Origin of the sequence: Prolixibacter bellariivorans ATCC BAA-1284, from assembly GCF_000621705.1 — a bacterium.
Taxonomy (GTDB): domain Bacteria; phylum Bacteroidota; class Bacteroidia; order Bacteroidales; family Prolixibacteraceae; genus Prolixibacter; species Prolixibacter bellariivorans.
Map to the genome: position 1 here is coordinate 138,051 of NZ_KK211332.1, position 23,223 is coordinate 161,273.

The following is a 23,223-nucleotide window of genomic DNA, read 5'->3' on the forward strand; positions in this document are numbered from 1 at the left end:
GATGAACATCAAAGACTTTTATACGGCATTTAAAAAACCAGTCACCTTTTTCCTGGCTGTCGTCCTGTTGGGAGGGGGCTATTTTTACTCCAAACTTCAGGTTTCGCTTTTCCCTAAGGTAACATTCCCCAAAGTAAAGGTGATTGCTGATGCCGGACTGCAACCGGCCGACCGAATGATGGTGACGGTGACGCGTCCAATGGAAAATGCCATCAAGCAGGTCCCCGGGCTGAAGATGATTCGCAGTACCACCAGCCGGGGTAGTTGCGAGATATCCGCATTTCTGGACTGGAACTCTGATGTCAGTTTAAGTCAGTTACAAATACAATCGCGCATCAACCAGATTCGTGACCAACTTCCCGCCAATATCAGTATTACGGTGGAAAAAATGACTCCTTCCATCCTACCGGTAATCGGCTATTCGCTGGAGAGCAAAACCCGCTCGCTCATCGATCTGAAATACATGGCCACCTACCAGGTGAAGCCTTTTCTATCGCAGGCTGAAGGTGTGGCTTCGGTGGCTATCCTTGGCGGGAAACAGAAGGAGTACCGCTTTATTCCCGATCGGCAGAAGATGAGCAGCCTCGGTATCACGCTGGCCACATTGAAGAGTTGCTTCGAGGCAACCGGTTTCATCCGCTCCAATGGCTTTCTCCCCGACTACCGGCGATTGTACCTCAGCGTGACTGATGCATCGATGCACGATAAATCGGATGTGGAAAACATGGTGGTGAAGAATGACGGAAACCGTGTTATTCTTCTGAAAGATTTGGGACAGATCAAAATCGAAAAGGCCACAGAATATATCAAAGTCAATGCTAACGGAAGAGAAGGCGTGCTGGTGAATATTGTGAAACAACCCGGCGCGAACCTGATTTCGACCACCGATGCCGTGCAAAAAAAGCTGGCACAACTGCGGAAAAACTTGCCCAAAGATGTGACCATCAAACCGTATTATGTCCAGGCTGATTTCGTCAACAGCTCCATACGGAGTGTGATGGATGCGTTTTGGATTGGGCTCGTACTGGCCATTGTCGTGGCGCTCATTTTTCTGCGTTCGGCGAAAGCCGGAAGTACCATCCTCATCGTCATTCCCATTACGTTGGGAGCTACGCTGACGGTGCTCTATACGCTGGGATACACCTTTAATATCATGACGCTGGGAGCGCTGGTGGCAGCCATGGGACTCATCATCGATGATGCTGTGGTTGTCATCGAACAAATTCATCGGACACACGAGGAGCATCCCGACGTTCACTCCCGCGAACTGGTGGGCAAAAGCATCCGGTATCTTTTTCCGGCCATGGTGGGCTCGTCGCTTAGTACCATCGTCATTTTTCTTCCTTTCGGACTGATGTCTGGCGTAGCAGGTGCCTACTTCCACATCATGACCAACACCATGATGATTACGCTCATCTGCTCGTTCCTGGTTACCTGGCTGGGCTTGCCGGTGGTTTATCTGCTGCTTTCGGGGAAACCCAAAAAGAAAGCGCCCCAACACGAAGTCCATGTATTGAAACAGCAAACCTGGGTGAACTTTTTCACTCATCGCTCCTACATCAATGTGTTGATTGTAGTGTTACTACTGGGCGCTATTGTCTGGATTTACCCGCGACTCGAAACCGGTTTCCTTCCGCAAATGGATGAAGGAAGTATCGTGCTCGACTATAATTCTCCTCCCGGCGCCTCACTGGATGCTACGAATAAAATGTTGGATGAGGTGGACAAGATTATTACAGCTGTACCGGAAGTAAAAGCCTATTCCCGGCGTACCGGAGCACAAATGGGCTTCTTTATCACTGAACCCAACCGTGGAGATTACCTGATCGAACTCAAAGACCACCGGAAAAGAACCACAGAAGAAGTGATCAACGAGATCCGCCAAAAAGTGGATGCCAAAGTCCCCGGACTGACCACCGATTACGGACAGGTAATCGGTGACATGCTGGGCGACCTCACCACTTCTGTTCAGCCCATTGTGATTAAGATATTCGGAAGCAATGATCAAAAGTTGCGCACCCTGGCACAACGTATCGACACGCTGGTTTCGAAAGTGAAGGGTACTGCCGATGTGTTCGATGGTATCGTCATTGCCGGCCCGTCGATTTCCGTTGTGCCCGACTACACAGCCATGGCCCGCTACGGGATTACGGCCGACGACCTCCAGTACCAGATGCAGGCAGCTGTGGCGGGAAATGTGGTTGGTGATATCTTTAACGGAAACTATCTCTCGAACATCCGCATCATTGACCACGACAGCACGAATGTAGATCTGGACCGGCTTCAAAACCTCAAGGTATTTATGCCGGGTGGTCAGCTCATTCCGCTCTCACGCGTCGCCAATATTAAATTTCACACAGGTGAATCGGAGATTGAGCGCGAAAACCTGCAAAACATGTACGGTGTGACAGCCCGTCTGGCCGGTCGTGACCTCGGCAGTGTCATGAACGACATCAAAGCGACCATTCAATCCAATCTGGTCATTCCTCAGGGCTATCACATTGAATACGGAGGCGCTTATATTCAACAGCAACAATCATTCAAAGAGTTGCTGACGATTCTGATTATTGCCAGTATGCTGGTATTTGGCGTTATTCTGTTCATGTTCCGGGAACTGAAGGCCCCACTCATCATTCTGCTCATTTCGGTGCTTGGGTTATCCGGAGGTTTCATGGCCCTCTACCTGACGCACACGCCGCTCAATGTAGGAAGCTATACCGGCCTCATCATGATTGTGGGTATCATAGGCGAGAATGCCATTTTTACCTATATGCAATTCAAGCGCGCGTTTAAAGAAACCGGTAAGGTGCATGAATCCATCACCCATGCCATCAGTGTCCGGTTGCGCCCCAACCTCATGACGGCTCTTTGTGCCATTACTGCACTGGCGCCTTTGGCATTGGGAATCGGTACCGGTGCGCAGTTGCACCAACCATTAGCTATCGCCGTTGTTGGTGGATTTATTGTAGCGCTGCCGTTGTTGCTGATTGTATTACCAGGGTTGTTGAGTTTGACGCATAAAGAGAAATAGGTTTCAGGTTAGAAGAGTTTCAGGTTACAAGTTAGGTTTTCCTGTCACTGTAGTTACTATTGTTACTATCGTTCCTGTTGTTCGGCTTCGATGGACATATTCGTATTTATTCATTTCCAATTATTCCTCTCCCGGCTGAATTTTTCCCTAACTTTCACCTGCTAACCAACCACCACCAAACCATGAAACGTTTTTTATTACCCACACTGATAATGGTCTTTATGATGACTGTAAATTCACAGGCTGCCAACGATGTTTTCCCGGCCATCGGGGCACAGGTAATCATCGAACCGGGACAAACACCTGAAGAAGTAGATACCTGGTTCCGTGTTCTGGAAGATCAGGACATGCATTTCTGCCGTATCCGGATGTTTGAGACACACATGCACCGTCCGGACGGAACCTGGGACTTCTCGCTGTACGATGATGCGTTCAGGGCCGCCGAAAAACATCATGTGAAGATTTATGCCACGCTTTTTCCTGCCACCAATACTGTAGGTGGCGTGAAGTTTCCCGAGAGTGAAGAACATCTCAAAGAGATTCAGGAGTACATCCGACAGATGGTGACGCATTTCAAGTCCTTTCCGGCACTTTACGGCTGGGTACTCATCAATGAGCCGGGCGTGGGCGGACAAGCGCCCGACAATGCTTTCACTAGAAAGATGTTTGCGGAATGGAAAGCTCAGCAGAAAGAACCTGCGTACAAAAGCAAAGGGTATGCGCGGGTCACGTTCGACGATCAGCGCTTTCTGCTCTACTATAACACCTGGTTTCTCGACTGGATTGCCAAAGAGATTCAGGCTATCGACCCGAAACGGCCGTTGCACGTGAACAATCACCAGATATTCGTTAATGTAGCGGAATATGACTTTCCCGCCTGGCGGAAATTCCTCACGACATTAGGAGCTTCGGCGCATCCCAGCTGGCATTTCGGTTACTTTACCCGCCAGCAATATGCTTTGGCGATGTCGGCCAACTGCGATATCATCCGTTCGGGTGCCGGAGATATTCCTTTCTGGGTCACCGAGCTGCAGGGCGGTAATAATACCTACAGCGGTTTCCATCCGTTCTGCCCTACCCGCGAAGAGATTGACCAATGGTTGTGGACCAGCATCGGGAGCGGTGCGCAGGGTATCATCTTCTGGTGTCTGAATCCTCGCGCAACCGGTGCGGAGGCAGGAGAATGGGCCATGATTGATTTCCAGAACCAACCGACTGACCGGTTAATCGCTGCCGGAGACGTTCAAAAGGCCGTGGCCGACCATGCCGGTCTGTTTGCTGCTGCTCATCCGGTTCCTTCCGGGATTACCGTGATGTATAACCACGAATCGCTGTGGATCGAGAAAGAGAGTCAGCTGCCGGGAGCACCGACCAAAGGCGTGGAAGGCCGGGTAACCGGTGCCGTGATGAAATCGGCACTGGCCTATTACCAGGTGTTGAGCGAATCGGGCCTGACCTGCGACTTCTCGGAGATGAATGAATACAATTGGAACGAACCCGATTATACAGGCAAGGTGATCATCCTCGCTCACCAGATATCCCTTCCTTCCCGTTACTGGGACGGACTGACACGCTTCGTGGAACGGGGCGGTAAACTCATCGTGAGCGGACTGACCGGTTTCTTCGACGAGAATATGCACAACATCATGAAGACCGGCTTTCCGTTGGAGAACCTTTTCGGCGGATGCCTGAAAGAGGTAAAAACCACAGCCGAACGTTTCGATGTGGAACTGACTACTCCAGCCCTTTCATTGCCGGCTCACCTTTGGTTATCGACCATTCATCAAACGTCGGGCAAGACGATTGGCTTGTACGGTGACCAGGTGATTGCCGTCCGGAAGCAAACCGGCAAAGGCGAGGTGGTTTGGGTTCCCTCGCTCATCGGTATGGGCTCGTGGCTGAACGATGACCATGCATTGGCGTCGTTTGTGACCGATGAAACAAAGATGGTGAGCGTTCCTTTCCGTTTTGTGGAACAGCAGCAAAACATTTTGATGAAAACCCTGCAGTCGGGTAATGATTACATCACCGTATTGGTGAATAAATCGGGTAACGAAACGACGGTAGCCCTTCAGGTGCCCGATGGCTTCAAACCGAACGTTCTGTTCAACGATAAATCGGGCAAACCAGTCGACCGTTCCCATGTTCTTCTCGAACCGGAAGAAACAATGGTAATACATTGGGCTCGTTAAAGAAGAATTTGTAAGCAAAACGCTCTACGCCACCAATTTGAACTGCCCCTTCTGTCATTATTCACCCCAACCGTTCTAATTAGAGAGGTTGGGGTGAATAACGCTAGAAAATCCTTTCGGAAGATATTAGCGATCGTGTGATATTCATCATTGAAATACTTCCCTTGTTTCGACCGCAATGGTGATAAAACAACACCGGAAAAATTTGTCTCCTTGCTTGTCCTTTTACCTTGACGTAAAAGTACCAAAAGGTCAAGTCAAAGTGATCCTTCCGCCCGCGTCATGGTTTTGCTCTTGCTGATCCACATGCCGGAATCCCCACTCAAAACCATTCCCGCTCTCTCCTGCCCGGGCAACTTTGACCGGCCACCACACCTTTCGCCTTACGGCGAATCTGGGGACTTAGCATTGTTGAAAATAATACCTCAATAACAATGGAATGGTGGCATTCTGATGCACGTCCTTATTCCTGCCCCCGGAGTGGGGCAAATATTGGTAGCCCGGGGTGTCAACCCCGGGTAGGGAATTGCGTGTAGGAAGGCGCTCGCATGATGGAGTTGATTGAAGTGAGTTCCTGTTCTGAGCGCAATGCTGATTTATCAATATTGAAAATATTTTCATCCTGTACTTTTACCTTGACACACAAGTACCAATCCGCGATAGCTATTGGGTCAAGTTTACGACTTGAAACCTGTACCCTGAAATCCTTTAACCATAGAAACAACAGTAGCGATAGCAACAATAGAAACTCTTCCAACCTGAAACCTGCGTCTCTTTTTCTTATCTTTGCCAATTCATTCAGCCGTGTGCCATTACCCGGCAGCGGCGCCAACAAAACGTTTATCGATGAAAAAAGTCTGGGAAGAATCCTTCAAGATAGCCTCCTATCATTTGGATTTTCAACAAGAGTTAAAACCTTCCGTTTTACAGCAATATTTCCAGGAAGCGGCCGGAAACCACGCCGAAAGCCTGGGAGCCGGTTACGACATCCTGATGGAACGTGAATTGTTCTGGGCCCTGTCGCGTATCCGTGTGGAGATTGACCGTATGCCCAAATGGGGCGAAACCATCCGCATTGAAACCTGGCCGGTAGGACTGGAACGCCTCTTCTTCCGTCGCGACTTCCGGATGTACGACGAGCAGGACAACGAGATCGTTCGTGGCGCATCGGGCTGGTTACTGGTGAACGCAAAGACCATGCGTCCGCAACGTTTAGCTGCCCTGGGCGTGGAACTCCCCGACAATGCCGGGAGATTCGCACTCGAAGGTACCCTCCCCGACCGGATTTCCCTGGAAACACCCGAGCCTGTGTTCCGTAAGGTCATCCGTTACGACGAAATCGACATGAACATGCACGTGAATAACACCCGCTACCTCGACTGGGTAACCGACTGCTTCGACCGCGAGCATTACGAGCAAAACGCCCTCAGTGCTTTCTCGCTTGAATTCCTGTCGGAAGTTCGCTGGGGTAATGAGATGGAAATGCAAATCGACCGTAACGGCACCGAAGCAAAGGTACAGGCCGTAGAGACCGCTTCCGCGAAAGCGTTATTCAAAGCCGATGTAGAATGGCGGAAAAGAGACTAACAGCTCTTCCGCCGGAAGGCTGCTAACAATAAAAAGCAAACCAATAGCAGGGTGTGTTGCACCGTTGAACCGACACCGGCACTTGTTATCAGAATTCCCGTCCTGTCGCACACCGCATCTGCTATTGGTTGCCTGTCATCCCTAAAGCTATGTTACTTTTTCGGGACCTGTGGTTTTACCTGTTCCAGGAAATACTGGTTCTTCAGTGAATCCATCTGTTCAAACAGTTTACTCATCTTGTCCATATTATTTTTGAAACGCTTGCTGAAAAAGTCTTTGTTGTAAAAGTCATACTTCAGCAACGAGTCCTGGAAGAAGAGATCGTTGAAGAATGGCTCTTCCGAAAATTTGTACTTGTTATTGAAGTACCGCTTAAACTGACTGAAAGCGCTGTCGCGCACAATGGAATCGTTTTTCACGTTAGAATAGTAGTACGAATAGGTGGAGTCGTATTTTACCAGGTTGCCGTTTTTATCGTACTTCTTAATCACTTTAATATTCGTCTTCGGCTTATTCTGGTCCTTCATAACCGTTTTCTTTCGCTCCTGTCCGTTGCAGCTGCTTAATCCAACTGACAACAAAACAGCGACTAACACAAAACGCATCATAACGCAATATTTTTAATTCGACATACTGATTGTTTGCTGAATGGTGTCTTCTACCTTTCTTCGTTGCCCGGATTTCCGCCCGGGAAAGCGGAACACGTTAGCCTTGTCGGGATGAGGTTGACATGTTTCGGGGGCTACCGGCCTGGCGGCGGCGTATCGGCGTGCCAGTAGAGGCACTCGAAAACACGGAAAAACGGATGCGTTAGAAAATGGTCAGTGGCAGGCTTTAGCGGATTGAATAAGCTGTTGTTCATCATCGCTGCGTCCTCCATCTTTGGGTTCAATATTTCATCAGTGTCATGCTATAAAGTAGCAAACTCTACACTATAAACACTGGGTTTCAGGCTTGTGTTCGTTAAATGGCGTTAAGAAGGTTTAAACTATCGGAAAACCGGTTTCTGGTTACAGGTTTCAGGTTTCAGGTTAGGCTGCGCTCTTGCTGTCTCGATGATTGTTTCTGTGGTTTCTATCCTTATTACTGTTTCTATGGTTAATTCGTTGCTCCTGACCTTTCTTTGAATCACCGACCGAAGTCCCTCTCTGTGTCAGAGAGGGGTTGGGGTGAGTAGATCAAGTTTGGAAATTCTACGGTTACAGGTTTCAGGTTACAAGTTAGGCTGCTGACCTTGCCTGAAAACTGATTCCTCCAGCCGTTTCGGCGTTGCCAATAGCCGGTAACCGAGCTCCGATAAAGGATGATGACGTTCTGATGTCGATTCGGGAGGAGCTGATGCCCATTCCGTTAGCCCTGATATCAATTGCCTTTGGGCTGAAGTTATTTCCGGAAAAACTTTTATCGATTCCTGATAAGCTTTCCTCGATTCCGGTTCAACTTTTGGTAATTCGGGGGCAACTTTTTCCAACTCCAGATGAACTTCTCATGACTCGTGATGAAATGGAAAGGATTCGTTTTCGGGTTTTCTTCACACAGTTTGACATTTGGACGGTTCGGATTTTTCTTTTTGTCTCTCCGGGAGGAATTGAATAGGCTGTTTCTCGTTCAACCCGCTTTGTCGTTGGGATGAAACTGTATCCGGCGCTGCAAGAATAATTGAAACCGGAAATCCCCAAAATATCATTTGAGGATTTCTTTTCTGCTTATTCCTTGATGCAACGAATGGGAGCCGCTGAATTAACATCTCCGTCGAAGATAATTTCAGCTTCTTCGCTAACATTTTGAACACGAAAGCCGACTCCTGCTCCATTACGAACATCAACCGTCCACCAATACGTTAAGCCACCCATTCCCAAAAAGATTTTATCCGAATTGATGCGATCACCGCTGGGCAGGCCAGTGAAACCACTGCTGTTGTTGGTTTCGGGATTGTTACCCGGACCTTCCAAATAAGTATATGAATCCCAGTTTGTTTTCGCGGCGATTGCTTTGCCAAGTTTGTTGGCATCAGTTGATTTATCGTAATTGTAGCCATTACTTTGCAGATAGCTGATTAACGTACTGAAATCGCGACCTTGAGGTACCCGAAATCCTTCGGGACATACATTTCGGCTATCCATTGCTACATATTGCGTGTATAATCGCCCGTAGGTGTCAACATTACTTTCGTCGCCATTGTAGGCCCATTCATATTCAGGTTCTGTTTCGCCTGATATATCCAATGTTGCCGGATTGGTGGTTCCAATCACATCGCCATTCTGAAATTTCGTTGTTTTCAGATTCTCCCGCATCCATACCTGATCGCCTATCTTCACCAGGCGATATACGTTTCCATCGATGTCCGTCACCGTATTGAAGGTAATGTTTTGTGCGGTGGTTTGGCCTGTATCATTTTGCTTAATCGTAATTGTGTTCGAAGATTCTTTGGTTAGACGTGTACCATTTTCCGGTTCGGTAGTTAGATCGTATCCATCAAAATCTTTAAATGAAACCTTTTTCGTCGAACTGTTATTCAACTGAAGTTCAACTATCATTCCCGAAAGATCCAGGTCTTCTCCTTCATAATAGGCAGCCTTTGTCGGAGGCGTACTAATTGAAATGCCTACTACGCTGGTTGGGTCGAATGGTTCATTTTTTGAGCAGTTTGTCATTACGAATGCTGTTAGCACAATAGCTAACGCGAAGAGCAAGTTTACTTTTTTCATGTTGGTTAAATAATCATGTTGATAATAGCCCCCTGTTGCTTTGGAGCAATTGCAGATTTGGTCGCAGGCCAGACAGCAACGGGAATTCTTTAAATTATACCAGCTTGTTTTATCAATTACTTCGGTCTGGTGCCAGTCATTCTCATAGAAGGGGCAAGTTATAAAAAAAATTCTGGCTTTGCGGAAGGTATTATCTTCACACAGGCTGTTTCTCAGCATCTGACTGATTCTATGACTTAACTTGACCGACCTTTTCACATTAATGTAAAAGAACGAATCCGGAGGCTTGAGGACAAAACGTGTAGGTACCGTTGCGATAAACATCCGGTGTATGTTGTCCCAACAACAGAAACAATAGTAATCATAGCAACCGCGAAGCGTAACCTGAAACCTATCTGTTCATTTCTCATTTTTAATTGCTTAGGCAATAATTCTTTTTGTCCCTGCGTTTTATTATCCAAATACCTTCCCCCGGAGTTTTTCTTTCTGTTTGCCTTAGCTGGATTTTAGCTAACGTAGTTATGCGTTCTGTATTTTTTGTTCCCGTTTTAATCGGGGTTAGCACGTGCGGCGCAACAGCAAGCCCAACCTGTAACCTGAAACCTCAAACCGTCGAAAGTTTGAAAGTCAAAGGTCGAATGTCCTGAACTAACGATAGAAACAACGAAGCGCAACCTGTAACCTGAAACCTGTAACTCTCTAACGATAGTAACAATAGAAACTCTTTTAACCTTTTACGTCATGACACACGAACAAATAATCCGCATCAAGATGTTCCAGGTAGTACGCGACTACCTGGCGAACAACGTCGGGCTGGTTGGGAACCTACCGAATTACAGCGAATGGTTCACGAGCTTTTCCGATGCCATTGCAGCACTGTACAAGATGATGGTGGCACAGGCTGAGGATAGCACCGGTGTGTCGGTGCGAAAGAATGAACTGAAACAAGCATTGGGAAATGCCGCTTTTAATCTGGCCAGCCGCATACACAGCTACGCCATGCAAAATCATCTCCCCCAACTGAAAGCGAATTCCTATTATCCCATTAGCCGGTTCCGGTTTGGGACCGACACCTATGTGCGCAATCATGCCCGTAAGTTACACGACCTGGCGCAGCAGCACCTCGAGCCGCTGGCTCCCTGGGGTGTTACCCCGGAAACACTGGAAACGTTGTCGATTGAAATAGAGACCTACAACGAGGCGCTGATACAAAAACGCTCGAAAGTGACCGCGCAGACATCCGTTACAAAGCATATAGAGACGTTGTTCATGGAAGCCAATGAGGCGTTGGCTCAACTGGATGCCCTGGTGGATATTATCCGACTGGCTGAGCCTTCCTTCTTCAGAGGTTACCAGGCGGCACGCCGTTTGGTCGATACGCGGACGAACTCGCTGGCGATGCAGGGACAGGTGCTGGATGATACAAACGAACAGCCGGTTCCGAACGTGACCATCGAGTTGATGCGGTTGCCGCTGAACGGTCACGCACCGGTGACGAAGCAGAGTGCCCGACTGGGCGGCTTTCGGGTGAAATCGCTGGAGCCGGGTATGTACCGGTTAACGGCCTCGAAACTGGGGTATACGGAACAATCCTTTGAGGTAGCGGTGAACAGCGGCGAAACGACAGATGTGCGGATTGCGATAAGGAAAGCGTGAGACGAGAGAGAGGTTTCAGGTTGCGCTTCACGGTTACTGTAGTTCCTATTGTTTCTGTTGTTTCTGTTGTTGGCTCATTTTTCCCGGCCATTGATATATGCACCGACCGAAGTCTCTCTCTGTGTCAGAGAGAGGTTGGGGTGAGTAGATCAAGTTTGGAAGTTCTACGGTTACAGGTTTCAGGTTGCGCTTCGCGGTTACTGTGGTTTCTGTGGTTACTATTGTTTCTGTTGTTACAGGTTTCAGGTTACAGGTTTCAGGTTGCGCGAAGAGGTTGCTGTTGTTTCTGTTGTTACTATTGTTACTGTTGTTACAGGTTTCAGGTTTCAGGTTTCAGGTTACGCTTCGCGGTTCCTATGGTTACTGTAGTTCCTATTGTTTCTGTTGTTGCTGTTGTTCGGGGCTTATCAACGTATGCGCTATTGCGCTCAAACAACTGCAACATTTCAATCAAATCTGTTACGAGAGCGCCTGAACTGATGGATGAATCCGTTTTCTACAATCCTGTCATCCCTTCGGGATTTCTCATTTTCTCCCATTCTCCCCATCTCAAACTCAGGGTTACAGGTTGCGCGAAGTGGTTGCTATTGTTACTGTTGTTTCTGTTGTTTCTGTTGTTCCGGGCTTATCAACGTATGCGCTATTGCGGTCGAAATAACATGGGCTTTTCAATCCTCGCTGGCTCGCGACCGCTTTATAGGCTACCAACTTAGCCCAAGGCGATGCCGTGGGCTGTTGCTGCAAGACCTTCGGCCCTGGATGTACGCTTTGCAATTTTGCGCCAACGGTGCAACAGCATCAAGGCAGGGCAGCGCCCTGTTGCCGGAATGGTGCGAATGCTTTTAGCCCTGAAGGGGCGTTAGCATGGCAAAAGGTTTCAGGTTACGCTTCGCGGTTGCTGTAGTTCCTATTGTTTCTATTGTTACTGTTGTTACTATTGTTGGCTCTGTTGCGCTCAAACAACTGCAACATTCCAATCAAATCTGTTACGAGAGCGCCTGAACTGATGGATGAATCCGTTTTCTACAATTCTGTCATCCCTTTGGGATTTCGCACGGCCGTCTCATTCCCCTACACGACAGCCGCCGAAATCTTTTAAAAGCCTCGAAGCCTTCATTCAAAATTCATCACTCATCATTCAAAATTTCCTGTCCGCCTTTTGCCTCCGCTAACAATCCGGGACACAATTCCCTTTTCGTCGGTGAACTCGGCGATGAATACTCCGGCCCAATGGATGACGATAAACGCCAGCAGGTAGTAGATGGACAATTGATGGACTTCTTCCAACGGTCGTCTCCAGGTTCCGGGGCCCCACTCAATGAGCAGTCCGGTGGTTAATGAGCCTACCACACATACGTAAAAAATGATGTAGGTCCATTTCTTCATCTTCTCTTTGGCCGACAGACCTTTACCCAACGGATTCTGAAACTTCATCTCGCCAAACAGCGGCAGGGTGAAACGGATGGCAAACAGTCCTGTTAGTACGTAGCCCAGGTAGATGTGCCACTGCCACATGGGGTGGCGTATTTGACCGGCTAACGCCCAGATTTGTTTACGGGACAGTGTTTGATCGGTCCCTTGTAAATAGTTCTGTATGATATCGGCGAGGTGACGCTTATTCAGCCAGGTGGACCGCAGGAAGATGGTGACCAACAGCAGCAGAAAGGAGATGCCAATGGCCCAGTGAATCACCCGGTAGATTTTTGAGTACGTTGTTTTTTCCATAGTATTTGTTTGGCAACAGAAAGCCCACCCGGGTTCTCCGCCTGGTGTTTCTTGTTGCAGATGGTTTTCATAATTAATGCTCTGTTTGGCAAAATAGGAAAAATCTCCGAACTCCCACGGTTTGTCAAAGGTTTCAGGTTGGGCTGCGCCGTTTCTGTTGTTACTATCGTTAGAAGAGTTTCAGGCTGTGCAAAGATGGACTGCGCTAAATAAACTCTGGGGTGGCGGTGAAACTACATAGGTGCAGATATTAAATAGTCCTAACTAATCGTGTAAGCTTCGACTAAATGAAAAGGCACAAAGGGCACCTTCGTGCCCTTTATCAACTTGCCCCTATTATCAATTCATTATTACAATAGTTTAGCAAGTTGCGGTACTTTTTTTGCGATCTTAACAGCCACATCACCCAAACTTCTTATGTCATCTAGAAGTTGAGCTTGAGACGAATTTTCTCTCGAAGCTTTTTCAACAACCTTAACAAGTACAGAATAAACTCTTAAATCCTCCGTATCAGGAGTAATCGAATCTATTTCTTCTTTTGAAAGTCCTGTTAGTTTGTCTAGCTCGTTCTTATATGTTCCATCAAAGGCTGCATCTGCTTCTGCAAACAATTGGCTAAATCGATTTTCTGACATTTTATTAATTTTTACTGGTTAGTTTTTTAATTTGATTTGATATTTCATTGATCTTCGCATACGCATCATTGCTTTTCACATCAATTTCTTTTCCTTTTTGAACTGCTGCATTGACTAATTCTGAAACCTTTAATAGCGAGTTTGTCATCACCGTGTCTTTACCTTGAAGCCCAACTAAGGATAGAGCTTCTTGCTGAGTAGCCTTGACCTTTCGAGCAGATTCAAGGTAACCGGTAATAGTTGAATTAGCATAAATTGCATTTCCATACGATTCATTAATCTTATCGATAATCTCTTTCTCTTGTTTTAGAATAGGATTTAGCAATTCATTTCTCTTGGATTGAATTTGTACGTTTGCAGCCTCCTGAAATTCCAGCATTGCATTTAACGCCTCATCAGTTTCATTCTTTCCTCCAACTTTTCCTGCTGCTTCAATTGAGCCATATAGAGAAGGTTCTCCTTTCTTATACTTGTCCAATTCTGCTTGCAATACATAGTGAATCACAAAAGGCGAGTACACATCATCAACAAATGAATTAACGTCATCCTCAATCTTGCCATAATATAACTCAACTAGATTTCGATGTGAATTATGTAAGACAACTAAATCATTACCCAAAACCTTAGATAAGGTCACGGTTTCTTTAGGTATTGAAACGCATGAGGATAGAATAAAAAAGAAAATGCCCGGCACAAAAATTTTTATCTTCATCTTTTTCATCATTTGGTTCGTATCTACTATTTAGTTTTTCTATGCTTAATCACAATCCTTTGAGCAAAGACCAAAGCCTCTTTTCTAAAAAAGCTCAGGCAAAGAATCTTGTATACTTATAACGATTTAATTTTCCTCTTATATAGTTGATTAAGGTTTGCAAATAATATATGTCTCAGCGTTCACTTCATTACAGCTTAACACTAAAGAGGAAATAAACCATAATATTTGAATTACCTCATTCCTTTCCTTGAAAGTCTTACCCTCCTTAAGCAATTCAAGTCTATCAGCTAAATCTGCTTTTGATATAAAATTAATTACCAGATAAACCTTTTTCTTCAAATTAGGGAATGATTGCAGCTGTTTAAAATATTCCATTGCTGCTTCAGCTGATTCTCCCTTCCTTACTCTATTTATTTGTGTCGAAACGTGATCCAGTACATAGTAATTATTCCAAAAATTAACTTTCATTTGCCATTGATATTCTGATGGACTTAGATTGCCCAAATTTTTCTGAGCTTGCCCTACAATATCCTGAAAATCCGAAGCAGAAAACTTTGAATCCTTATATTTGGAGTGAAAAAATGATATACTATCTTCATAAAGCCCTATATGATCTGCCCATTCTTTTCCCAAGTCATCGCATAAAAAGAATCTAGATTCTTCAAGAAAGTTGTCTTCAACAAAACCAAAGATAGACTCTCTTGAGAAATATGTTGATTCAGCTTCAACCATACCTTTCTCGCTACTAACTTCTTTTAATTCTTTGAAAGGCCTGAAGACACTTAAAAAAGCATCAATATTTCCCAATAATTTATTGTCCCTAAACAATTTCCGATGACTATACACAAGTTCAACTCTATCGAAGTTGATTATGAAGCTATTATACTTATTGAAATAATCAATAATTGAAATTTTAGTTTCATCTGAGAACTTTATAATCAAATTTTTTAGTTTCTGTGAGCGAAGTGTAATTGATTTTGAATTAATCGAGATTGATAAATCATTTACGATTTTTGTGTTTACCTTAAAATATGAGTTACCATGAGCACTCACGAACTCCCGGATTTCTATTAATCTTGAAAAACTATCTAGAATAGAGAGCAAGTCAATGTCTCTTTTGTACTCATTAAATACTAATGTCGTCGATTCAATTCGGTTTGCTTCATAATCTGCATTGAGTTTTGTAAGTATTAACAATATCGCAATAGGCTTTAATGATTGCCTTTCACTGTCGAAATCTAAAGGAGTCGCAAATGACGAAAGAAAGTTCTCTGTATCGTTAATGTTCTCTATTTTATCAACTATTACATCTGCCCATGAAATAAAAAAATCGAGGTTGTTCTTCTTTCCAAATTTGTTAATTCGAGAAGAATTTAACGATAATGATACTTTCCCTCCATCGTTGTTTAATCTTACATTGCTCAAAATATAGCTATGCAGTCCTAAAGTCGAAACATTCTCTTTCAGATCAATAGCTTCCATACTTTTCTGACGAATAGCATTGTCTGATATATTCATGTTATTCATTGAGAACTTCTCAAAAGTAGTTGTGTCATCAATGAATAGAGATGAAATAGTTTTATAATCAATTGACAATATTCTCTTATCTAACTCTTTCGTTCCTGATATGTTTCTTTTGGATATAGCTACATATTCATCAAAATCAACTATTACTATATAAGCAAGTTTAATTTCTTCCCATTCCTGTATCTCCTCATTAATAAAAGTAGGTTTCTTTCTATATTTAAATACACAAATGGAATACTCAATATCCTTATTGGCTAATCGGTGTTTATTCTTTACGACTTTTAAAAGATATCTTCCCATCTTTTCATAAGAAGCCTCCCTAAACGTTGTTTTAATTAGCGTTTCTGGCAGAAAACCAGCCTTGATCTTATTATAGAAATAAGCATTTTCATTTAAGACCAAGTTCCCAATTTGTTCTTCTCTCGTCATGAAGTACTGAATTGATAAGAATATTCTTTTATTCTAAACAACCTGTTTCGATTTTGTTATCTAAAATAAGAAAATGTATAGAAGTTTTATTATTCTTCATGGTGTTGAGTAACAGCAACACATTAACGATTTCCGTTCATCCCAGATTTTCGCACGTTCACCACCTGAAATTGAACGTTTACCACTGATTTTGCACTATTAAGAATTGCTATAAATTTGGAAAAAGACGAAAAGACAACAGACCCCGACGCTACGGTAGGGATTTCGCTTTGCTCAACATTAGAGGAGAGATGAAGAGAGTTTCGGTGGTTGGTTTACTTCACTATGACTTCTGTTCTTGATACAGATTCATCGATTCTCTGGCGTTATCTCTATTATCTCATTCTTTAATTCCTCCGGCACATTTACCCAGGTTGTTTCTGTGGTCAATAAAAGTTTACAAGAGCATTCTGTTTTACAAACGTCAAGGATATGGCTGTACCATTTTATATAGGACCACTCCCGGGGTTTCGGTGAATACAAGGAATGCTTATCCACATCCCAGTGAACCTCTGTTGCTGTTCGGTATATCATCGGGTAAGTTGTCATATCGGTTACAACATGTAGTTTCCCCTCGCGGTCAATTTCAATTGATTTGATGTTATCGGTTTGTATCATAAGAATCCTTTCCTACTCCATTCAGTTTGCCCTGAAACGCTCATAATTCTTTTTCAATCCCATACACGTCGACGGTTAACGAGGCGTATTGGGTCCGGAATAGTGGGGTCATGCCGTTCTTAAGGGCTACGTTAATGGAACGCTGGTTCCGGATGTCGATGACGGAAACGAACCGTTGGGTTTCGATGTTTTCCCGTCCGAAGCGCTTCAGCTGTTGCGCGATTTCGGTTCCATAGCCTTTTCCCCAATACTCGGGAAGAAGTGAATAGCCAATTTCGTATTCCGGCTTGCCATCGATTACCTGCGGCAGAATTCCTCCCATCCCGATAAACGCTCCGGTCTCCTTCAGTTCAACCGCCAGGTGTCCGAGGTTTTGCGTCCGGTAGCGTTCGAACTGTTTGGTAATCCATTCCTCCGCCAGCACCTCTTTGCTTTTCGACAAGTCCAACCCCAAATACGCCAGGTTGTCGTTGTCCACGAAAAAGTCCACCCACCGGGGAATGTCCGCTTCGGTTAACTTCCGGTACCGTAACCGCTCGCTCTCCTGCTCGAAGTAGTTCATGTTGGCATGATGATATTGGTTTACATATCAAAGCTACGAAGGTTTTTAGATAAAAGCGGGATGTTGGTAGGCAGCCGGGAACGAAGCTCTTTTTAAGAATTTTATAGACCTTGTTTATTGACTCTTATTTTGTTCTTCAGCAATATTAATGGCCACTATGTTTCATGGCTCTTTCATGTCCTTTGACTAACAATTCGTAAAATGCTTTGTCCTTCGACTGAATCTCATTAAACTCTCCCGGGATTGCCTTGCTTGAAGGGTGAATCTCGTTAAAAAAGAAGTAAAAGAAAGACTCTATTTTGTCGTTCGGTTTTCCTTTCAAAAGCCTATACGTCAGATCAACATTTTTTAAAACTTCGGACCGGAGATGATAGTGAAAGTAGTTCACGGCATCAGCTTCCCAATGACCTCCAATTGAAATATTAATACACTTTTCCAGCTGCTTCTCTATTGGAATACTGTCCAGATCGAAAAATTCGGGAATGTATTCGTGCCCGTCATATAGTGGAGCAGCTTTTCCATTTTCATAACCAAAAGTTTCCTGAAATTCCCGGAATGAGTTAGGAAATAGTTCAAAGTATTTGCGCTGGTTAACCAGGCTTCTATCATTCTTTAGGTTGGTAAAAGCAGTTTTTAGCTTTTCAGTATTAACTGACTGTCCAAAAGTGTTGATGAACAAAAATGTTAGCAGAAAAGTTAGTAGTGTTTTCATCTGTAGTCGTTTATATATTCATGAGATACTTAAGTGTCTTAATCTTTCTTCCTGACCACCGGAATCGCTCCAGTTCTCAGAAATAACGAAATCATATGAATTCTTATTGTTCAATCATAATATGTGGAAGATACTATGCTCAGCCTTTATTTTACATGGTCATATTGCTTCACAAGGTCCGTTAAATCCCATGTTCGAAAATCTTCCGATGTAATTTGATGATATACTTTCTAATTGTTAGGTATATTCATCCATATCTTAAACCGGTCGAACTCCTCCGGATGATCATTCAGCCATTTCGCGGCTTCGTCACCATCCGATTCTGAGATGTAATAACTAAACGGTTTCGTGAGATTCTCATTAGCCATTCGGTAGAAGAACGATACATAAAAGTCCCACCAGAAACCCGTATGATCTTTCTTCAGTTCACCCATCACTTTAAAGATGTTATCGTTGTTTTCGGCAAACAGTTCCAGGTCCGTTTTTCCTTTGTTCTCCTCGAGGGAGTTGGAGGCCTTTGACAGACTGACCATCATTTCGGCAGCGCCAAAGTCCGGGTCTTCATCTTCCGGAACCACCACGTTGATATTCTTCTCTCCTTCCCGGGTGACCCCGTGGTCGATGTAGTTTCGCAACGTTTGGTATTCAACGGCTGACCGGCCGGAGTTGGGCTCGAGCAACAGGAAAAAATAAAGCGGAAGCATGGCTTTTATTCGCGAGCCTTTCCTTTCCATTATCTTACTCAGAATTAAATGACTGCTGGCATGCGACGGATAATCCGTAATTGCCTTGATGGCTAAATCGTACGCCTTATCGGTTTCGCCGGCGTTAAAACAACAGATGGCATAATTGTAATACACCAAATAGTGGTGGAAATCCTTCGCTGCGCTTTCGTACACCTTCATGGCCTTTTTGGTCTTCCCCTGCAAATCCAGTGCATTCCCGTAAGTGATATAGGCACCTAAAACATTTCCGTTGTTCAGGTCGATGACTTTCTTACTGAATTTCTCTGCATTTTTGTAGTCTTTAGCAGCCAGGTAAGAATAGGATATCTCGTAATTGGCTACGCTCGAATTGGGAGCCATTTCCAGCACCTTTTGGTAGGTCTCAATGGCCTTCTGGTATTCGCCTTTGTCATGCAGCGCAACACCTTCACGAATCATATCTTCCGCTTTCTGGTTTTGTCCAAACGCCAAATGAGTCACGAAGAGAAAAGAGATGAGGATAAGAAGTTTGGTTCTTGTCATGGTTGGTTTAGTAGTTAAGGTCATGATGTTGCTAAAGATTAGCTTGTGTCTGGCCAGCTTTTAACTATTCCTGTTTTTCTTGTCCTAAAATAGCGAAATAGATTGAATTCTTATTGTTCAGCCGGATGTTGTTGAATAGTAGAAACGAGACAGCAGGGGTTAGATGGTTTCAGGTTACGCGTAGCGGTTACTATCGTTACTGTTGTTTCTGTAGTTGCGCTCCAATCAACGGTATCACCATTGCGCTCGAAACAAGGAAGGTGTTTCATTCATGCTTATCTCGCGACCGTTTTCCCTCACACATTTCTCTACCCGGGGTTATCACCCCGGGCTACAATCCTGTCATCCCTTCGGGATTGGAGAAGAACCACAATCAACCTTATCTTGCACCAAAACCTTAGTAACCTCCGCCAACCGTACCAAACAACCTTATTAACCTTATTGGTAACAGCTGCAATCAATCATTAAAAAATAAGGTTGGAGGAGAGTGTGTGATGCCCGATTGGTTACTAAGGTGAAAACCGTAAATAAGGTTGAAAATTCCCCGGTCATGTCCCAACGTACGAAAGAGTACCGGTAGAAAATAATGATTTCCCAAGGTTGCTGCATCATCCTTGCGGTCAAAACAAGGACGGCATTTCAATCATGCTTATCACGCGACCGCTTTCCTACACGCAATTCCCCAACCCGGGGTTAATCCCGAAGCATCGGGACCGGGCTAACAATATTCCATCCCTCCGGGATTTATTCAGGGATATGAAACGTTCGTTATAGGTTTTGGCTCTACCGTTGCTAAGTCCCCAGATTCGCCGCCAGGCGAAAAGTGGGCTGGCCCGTCAAAGTCGCCGGAGCGTGTGTTAGCCTTGTGGGAGGACGGATCACTTTGACAAGATTTTTGCATCCTTTTCATCGAATGGAAAAGGATGAGCCCGTCCGGCTTGAGGACAAAAGAATAAATATTATTACATCATCATTGCGGTCGGAACAAGGAAGGTATTTCAATCATGTCTGCTGCGCGAGCGCTAATCATTGTGCACGGGTTAATCCCGAAGCATTGGAACAGGGCTATCAATATTTGACCCACTCCGGGGTCAGGTACCGAGACGCTGCGTGCAACGTCTCTACTTTCGTTCCATCATGTTATTGGGTTTGCTCAGAGCGGTAAAACCAAACTGCTGGTAAAGTCCGTGTGCATCATCAGTTCCCAGGCCCCAGCGCTTCAGGTTTTGCAAATTGGGATGGCTGATGATAGCGCTCATGAGTTGCTTACTTAATCCCCTTCCCCGATATTCTTCCAGGATGAAGACATCCAACAACCAGGCAAACACGGCATAGTCGGTTACCACACGGGCAAATCCCACTTGCTTACCATTTTCATACACACCAAAGCACAGCGAGTTTTCGACGGAACGTTTCACGGTTTCCATGCTCCGCCCTTTCGCCCAGTATGAACGGTTTGTCAGGAAGTCATGTATCATCTCCAAATCCAGCAGCGATTTGTCATTTGATATGTGGATGTTTTCGGGTTGCATGCTGAGAAAAGTTTATGTTGTTACTATCGTTTCTATAGTTTCTATTGTTACAGATTTCAGGTTGGGCCTTGCTGTGTCGGCTTTATTTACTCGCTTTTCCGGTCAGGACCTCAATGTTCATCTTCAGAACAATGACGGTATCGATTGCCCGGTCGATGTAGGCTTCTCCCTCTTTCATAAAGTCGGGTGAGTATTTCTCTACCAGCAACATGAGGCCTTTGCGTTTGTCATCGCCTTCGGCTTCGGTGACGGTTCCGGCGGCAATGGCACTCTCGAAACGCGTACTGAACTTCGCCGGCAGGACTTCCGTCTTCCCGACGACACAAAACGAGGCATGAGGATAAGTCCGCAGAAAATCTAGCTTGGCCCCTTCGGTGGCGCAGTGAAAATAAATAGCATCGTCTGCGTAAGCATAACTTAACGGAACGCCGTATCCTTCGTTTTCGGTTGTGCTCATCGACAGGATGCCGTATTCTCCGCTACGTAGCAGTTCGGCTGCATCTTCGTTATTCAGGCGGCGCTTCTGTTTTCGCATGGGACGATTCATGTGCTTGTTTTTACCGGGTTGATGATAGGGTTTGTCGGGTAAATATAATGAATAAATAGTCTGAACCGGGATGACGCAGATTAACCAGATTACACAGATTGATTTAAATGCATAGCCGGATGAAAGGAGACGCGAAGCATCGCGTCTCTACAAAATTCATTTAATTGTTACCGGTCATCAGGTGAATGTCCAGCTCAGCATTGTTTAAAACAACCAGATCGTCAGCATCGCCCATCACCTCGTCTACGATTCCGTACTCTTTCGCCTCCTGTGCATTGAGGTATTTATCACGCAGAAAGAATTCCTCAATCTCCTTCCAGGTATGACCGGTATGTTTTCCCATCAGATAGAAAATCTGGGTTTGCAACCGCTCCTGTTCACGTGTGGCAATACGTACATCTTCGGTGTATCCTTTGGAGCCTCCTCCGGTCGGATGCATGTGAACAGTCGCATGAGGGAGGGCATAGCGCATCCCTTTGTCGCCGGCGCTAAGCAGAAATGTAGCCATGCTTCCGGTGAAACCAACCGCATAGGTCGCTACCGGTGCCTTCATCATTTTCATGGTATCGTAAATGGCCATGCCGGAGTAAACCACTCCGCCCGGACTTTGGATGTAAAGATTGATGGTTTGGTTGGTGTCGACGCTGTTCAGGTAAATGAGTTGCGCCACCACCAACGCCGCCGTTGTTTCGTTGATGGATTCGCCCAGAAAGATGATGCGTTCTTTTAACAGCAAACTGTATATATCATACGCCCGCTCGCTTCCGGCCGAATTATCGGTTACCATGGGTATTAAATTCGAATGTATCATCTTACTCAGGTTGAAATATACGTTCTATCCGTTGCCGGAAATTCATTTTGCGGGGATCATTGAAAAGTCGCTGATGTACCGCTTCCAACTCTTCCTTCAGTTTCTTTCGGTGGTACATCCGTACAAGTCGGTATACCTTTCGTTGAAGCCGTACTTCCGATTGTAACTCCGGGTAAGCGATCATCCGGGCTTCGAACAGCAATTGTTCGGATGGAGACAACTCACTATGCAGGTATTGTTCGATAAGTCGTGCGTTATTCCGTGAAGTCATCATAGCTCAGTGATTTTTCTTTGACCGTATTACGAATCTTCTCCATACATTTGTATTTCTGTACACTGGCCGAATGCACACTGGCATACCCCAGCTTTCCGGCTAGTTTCTTCATCGACAAATTCTGGTAATAGAAAGCGCGGAGCAGATCCATACACTTCTTCCCTGCAACTTCCAGGAACCTTAATAACCGTTTCGTTTGCACGGGCGGATAGAAATCTTCCGGGATGGTTATCCGGCTTTCCGCATCATTCAATGCTATTTCTCTTCGGTCACGGTGATACTTGCGAATCCACAAGTGTTTGGCTATACCCAGGAGGTAAGCTTCCTGTGTGGCGCGAACTTCTTTCTTATCTTCTTCCGGTATTTCCATGTACACCACCAGGGCATCATGGAAAATATCTTTTGCATCGTCGAACGAACCGCCCATTTTCCGGACAAACGCCGCCACCGGCGGGAACGTTCTTTCGTACAGCTCATCCACGGACGGATGGATGTACGTCTGTTCTCGTTCGATGGTATGTTGTTTAATGGCTACTGCTTCCATATGTTATCTCTTTACCTGTATGTGCAGTTAAAGTTCCGAACATCACCCGGAAAACGAAAAAATTTCCATTAAAAAATAGAGAGGTTGCATGCAAGGTATTTATGGATGTCACGCCAGGAGATGGGAGATGGG

20 protein-coding genes are annotated in these 23,223 nt (G+C 45.1%); 4 read left to right on the top strand and 16 right to left on the bottom strand.

Features of this window, described 5'->3' with window-relative positions; translation table 11 throughout:
- Position 1 precedes the first annotated feature (1 nt).
- The 3 genes from T426_RS0119785 to T426_RS24470 all read left to right on the top strand — a co-directional run bounded on the left by T426_RS0119785 (position 2) and on the right by T426_RS24470 (position 6,810).
- Complete coding sequence (locus tag T426_RS0119785; protein WP_051539175.1) at positions 2–3,031, top strand: efflux RND transporter permease subunit; 3,030 nt, start codon at positions 2–4, stop codon at positions 3,029–3,031.
- Between the two features lie 182 nt (positions 3,032–3,213).
- Positions 3,214–5,223, top strand: coding sequence for a beta-galactosidase trimerization domain-containing protein (locus tag T426_RS0119790; protein ID WP_027586180.1), 2,010 nt, complete (start codon positions 3,214–3,216; stop codon positions 5,221–5,223).
- Positions 5,224–6,069: 846 nt separating this feature from the next.
- Positions 6,070–6,810: an acyl-[acyl-carrier-protein] thioesterase gene (locus T426_RS24470; protein WP_025865854.1), complete on the top strand. Its 741-nt coding sequence runs from the start codon at positions 6,070–6,072 to the stop codon at positions 6,808–6,810.
- Positions 6,811–6,962: 152 nt separating this feature from the next.
- Here T426_RS24470 and T426_RS0119805 read toward each other — a convergent pair whose 3' ends face one another.
- From T426_RS0119805 to T426_RS0119815, 3 genes are all read right to left on the bottom strand, one after another.
- A complete protein-coding gene (locus T426_RS0119805; RefSeq protein ID WP_027586182.1) occupies positions 6,963–7,418 on the bottom strand; it encodes a hypothetical protein in 456 nt (151 codons plus the stop codon).
- Between the two features lie 605 nt (positions 7,419–8,023).
- Positions 8,024–8,281 (bottom strand): hypothetical protein, encoded by a 258-nt coding sequence (locus tag T426_RS25865; RefSeq protein WP_148303842.1) that lies wholly within the window; start codon positions 8,279–8,281, stop codon positions 8,024–8,026.
- A gap of 235 nt (positions 8,282–8,516) precedes the next feature.
- The gene (locus tag T426_RS0119815; RefSeq protein ID WP_159103374.1) at positions 8,517–9,518 is read right to left on the bottom strand and encodes an FISUMP domain-containing protein; all 1,002 of its coding nucleotides are present in this window, start codon (positions 9,516–9,518) and stop codon (positions 8,517–8,519) included.
- Between the two features lie 741 nt (positions 9,519–10,259).
- On the opposite strand from T426_RS0119815, the gene T426_RS0119820 reads away from it, so the two are divergent.
- On the top strand, positions 10,260–11,174 hold the full coding sequence (locus T426_RS0119820; RefSeq protein ID WP_025865850.1) for a carboxypeptidase-like regulatory domain-containing protein: 915 nt from the start codon (positions 10,260–10,262) through the stop codon (positions 11,172–11,174).
- 1,134 nt (positions 11,175–12,308) lie between these two features.
- Here T426_RS0119820 and T426_RS0119825 read toward each other — a convergent pair.
- The 13 genes from T426_RS0119825 to T426_RS0119885 all read right to left on the bottom strand — a co-directional run bounded on the left by T426_RS0119825 (position 12,309) and on the right by T426_RS0119885 (position 23,091).
- Positions 12,309–12,899 carry a cytochrome b/b6 domain-containing protein gene (locus tag T426_RS0119825; protein ID WP_027586186.1) on the bottom strand — a complete coding sequence of 197 codons (591 nt, stop codon included), beginning with the start codon at positions 12,897–12,899 and terminating at the stop codon, positions 12,309–12,311.
- A 350-nt stretch (positions 12,900–13,249) separates the two neighbouring features.
- Positions 13,250–13,534, bottom strand: coding sequence for a hypothetical protein (locus T426_RS0119830; RefSeq protein WP_025865848.1), 285 nt, complete (start codon positions 13,532–13,534; stop codon positions 13,250–13,252).
- Positions 13,535–13,538: 4 nt separating this feature from the next.
- The gene (locus tag T426_RS0119835; RefSeq protein ID WP_148303841.1) at positions 13,539–14,246 is read right to left on the bottom strand and encodes an OmpH family outer membrane protein; all 708 of its coding nucleotides are present in this window, start codon (positions 14,244–14,246) and stop codon (positions 13,539–13,541) included.
- A 150-nt stretch (positions 14,247–14,396) separates the two neighbouring features.
- Positions 14,397–16,205, bottom strand: coding sequence for a hypothetical protein (locus T426_RS0119840; protein WP_025865847.1), 1,809 nt, complete (start codon positions 16,203–16,205; stop codon positions 14,397–14,399).
- A 348-nt stretch (positions 16,206–16,553) separates the two neighbouring features.
- A complete protein-coding gene (locus tag T426_RS26345; RefSeq protein ID WP_025865846.1) occupies positions 16,554–16,862 on the bottom strand; it encodes a hypothetical protein in 309 nt (102 codons plus the stop codon).
- Between the two features lie 40 nt (positions 16,863–16,902).
- Positions 16,903–17,424: a GNAT family N-acetyltransferase gene (locus tag T426_RS24475; protein ID WP_025865845.1), complete on the bottom strand. Its 522-nt coding sequence runs from the start codon at positions 17,422–17,424 to the stop codon at positions 16,903–16,905.
- 145 nt (positions 17,425–17,569) lie between these two features.
- On the bottom strand, positions 17,570–18,136 hold the full coding sequence (locus tag T426_RS0119855; protein WP_025865844.1) for a hypothetical protein: 567 nt from the start codon (positions 18,134–18,136) through the stop codon (positions 17,570–17,572).
- A gap of 230 nt (positions 18,137–18,366) precedes the next feature.
- The gene (locus tag T426_RS25360; RefSeq protein ID WP_051569043.1) at positions 18,367–19,383 is read right to left on the bottom strand and encodes a tetratricopeptide repeat protein; all 1,017 of its coding nucleotides are present in this window, start codon (positions 19,381–19,383) and stop codon (positions 18,367–18,369) included.
- A gap of 1,121 nt (positions 19,384–20,504) precedes the next feature.
- On the bottom strand, positions 20,505–20,915 hold the full coding sequence (locus T426_RS0119865; protein WP_025865613.1) for a GNAT family N-acetyltransferase: 411 nt from the start codon (positions 20,913–20,915) through the stop codon (positions 20,505–20,507).
- A gap of 82 nt (positions 20,916–20,997) precedes the next feature.
- The gene (locus T426_RS0119870; protein WP_025865612.1) at positions 20,998–21,462 is read right to left on the bottom strand and encodes a pyridoxamine 5'-phosphate oxidase family protein; all 465 of its coding nucleotides are present in this window, start codon (positions 21,460–21,462) and stop codon (positions 20,998–21,000) included.
- 160 nt (positions 21,463–21,622) lie between these two features.
- On the bottom strand, positions 21,623–22,273 hold the full coding sequence (locus tag T426_RS0119875; protein WP_025865611.1) for a ClpP family protease: 651 nt from the start codon (positions 22,271–22,273) through the stop codon (positions 21,623–21,625).
- A gap of 1 nt (position 22,274) precedes the next feature.
- The gene (locus tag T426_RS0119880; protein ID WP_027586189.1) at positions 22,275–22,547 is read right to left on the bottom strand and encodes a hypothetical protein; all 273 of its coding nucleotides are present in this window, start codon (positions 22,545–22,547) and stop codon (positions 22,275–22,277) included.
- On the bottom strand, positions 22,528–23,091 hold the full coding sequence (locus T426_RS0119885) for an RNA polymerase sigma factor (RefSeq protein ID WP_025865609.1): 564 nt from the start codon (positions 23,089–23,091) through the stop codon (positions 22,528–22,530). The genes T426_RS0119880 and T426_RS0119885 overlap by 20 nt, the downstream gene beginning before the upstream one ends.
- Positions 23,092–23,223: the final 132 nt, after the last annotated feature.

Excerpts from the sequence above, each read along its gene's own strand:
- T426_RS0119815 (WP_159103374.1), bottom strand. The coding sequence starts at position 9,518 with ATGAAAAAAGTAAACTTGCTCTTCGCGTTAGCTATTGTGCTAACAGCA.
- T426_RS0119865 (WP_025865613.1), bottom strand. The coding sequence starts at position 20,915 with ATGCAACCCGAAAACATCCACATATCAAATGACAAATCGCTGCTGGAT.
- T426_RS0119870 (WP_025865612.1), bottom strand. The coding sequence starts at position 21,462 with ATGAATCGTCCCATGCGAAAACAGAAGCGCCGCCTGAATAACGAAGAT.
- T426_RS0119835 (WP_148303841.1), bottom strand. The coding sequence starts at position 14,246 with ATGAAGATAAAAATTTTTGTGCCGGGCATTTTCTTTTTTATTCTATCC.
- T426_RS0119855 (WP_025865844.1), bottom strand. The coding sequence starts at position 18,136 with ATGAAAACACTACTAACTTTTCTGCTAACATTTTTGTTCATCAACACT.
- T426_RS0119820 (WP_025865850.1), top strand. The coding sequence starts at position 10,260 with ATGACACACGAACAAATAATCCGCATCAAGATGTTCCAGGTAGTACGC.
- T426_RS0119790 (WP_027586180.1), top strand. The coding sequence starts at position 3,214 with ATGAAACGTTTTTTATTACCCACACTGATAATGGTCTTTATGATGACT.
- T426_RS0119830 (WP_025865848.1), bottom strand. The coding sequence starts at position 13,534 with ATGTCAGAAAATCGATTTAGCCAATTGTTTGCAGAAGCAGATGCAGCC.
- T426_RS0119785 (WP_051539175.1), top strand. The coding sequence starts at position 2 with ATGAACATCAAAGACTTTTATACGGCATTTAAAAAACCAGTCACCTTT.
- T426_RS0119825 (WP_027586186.1), bottom strand. The coding sequence starts at position 12,899 with ATGGAAAAAACAACGTACTCAAAAATCTACCGGGTGATTCACTGGGCC.
- T426_RS0119805 (WP_027586182.1), bottom strand. The coding sequence starts at position 7,418 with ATGATGCGTTTTGTGTTAGTCGCTGTTTTGTTGTCAGTTGGATTAAGC.
- T426_RS26345 (WP_025865846.1), bottom strand. The coding sequence starts at position 16,862 with ATGATACAAACCGATAACATCAAATCAATTGAAATTGACCGCGAGGGG.
- T426_RS24470 (WP_025865854.1), top strand. The coding sequence starts at position 6,070 with ATGAAAAAAGTCTGGGAAGAATCCTTCAAGATAGCCTCCTATCATTTG.
- T426_RS25360 (WP_051569043.1), bottom strand. The coding sequence starts at position 19,383 with ATGACAAGAACCAAACTTCTTATCCTCATCTCTTTTCTCTTCGTGACT.
- T426_RS0119840 (WP_025865847.1), bottom strand. The coding sequence starts at position 16,205 with ATGACGAGAGAAGAACAAATTGGGAACTTGGTCTTAAATGAAAATGCT.
- T426_RS0119875 (WP_025865611.1), bottom strand. The coding sequence starts at position 22,273 with ATGATACATTCGAATTTAATACCCATGGTAACCGATAATTCGGCCGGA.
- T426_RS0119885 (WP_025865609.1), bottom strand. The coding sequence starts at position 23,091 with ATGGAAGCAGTAGCCATTAAACAACATACCATCGAACGAGAACAGACG.
- T426_RS0119880 (WP_027586189.1), bottom strand. The coding sequence starts at position 22,547 with ATGATGACTTCACGGAATAACGCACGACTTATCGAACAATACCTGCAT.
- T426_RS24475 (WP_025865845.1), bottom strand. The coding sequence starts at position 17,424 with ATGAACTACTTCGAGCAGGAGAGCGAGCGGTTACGGTACCGGAAGTTA.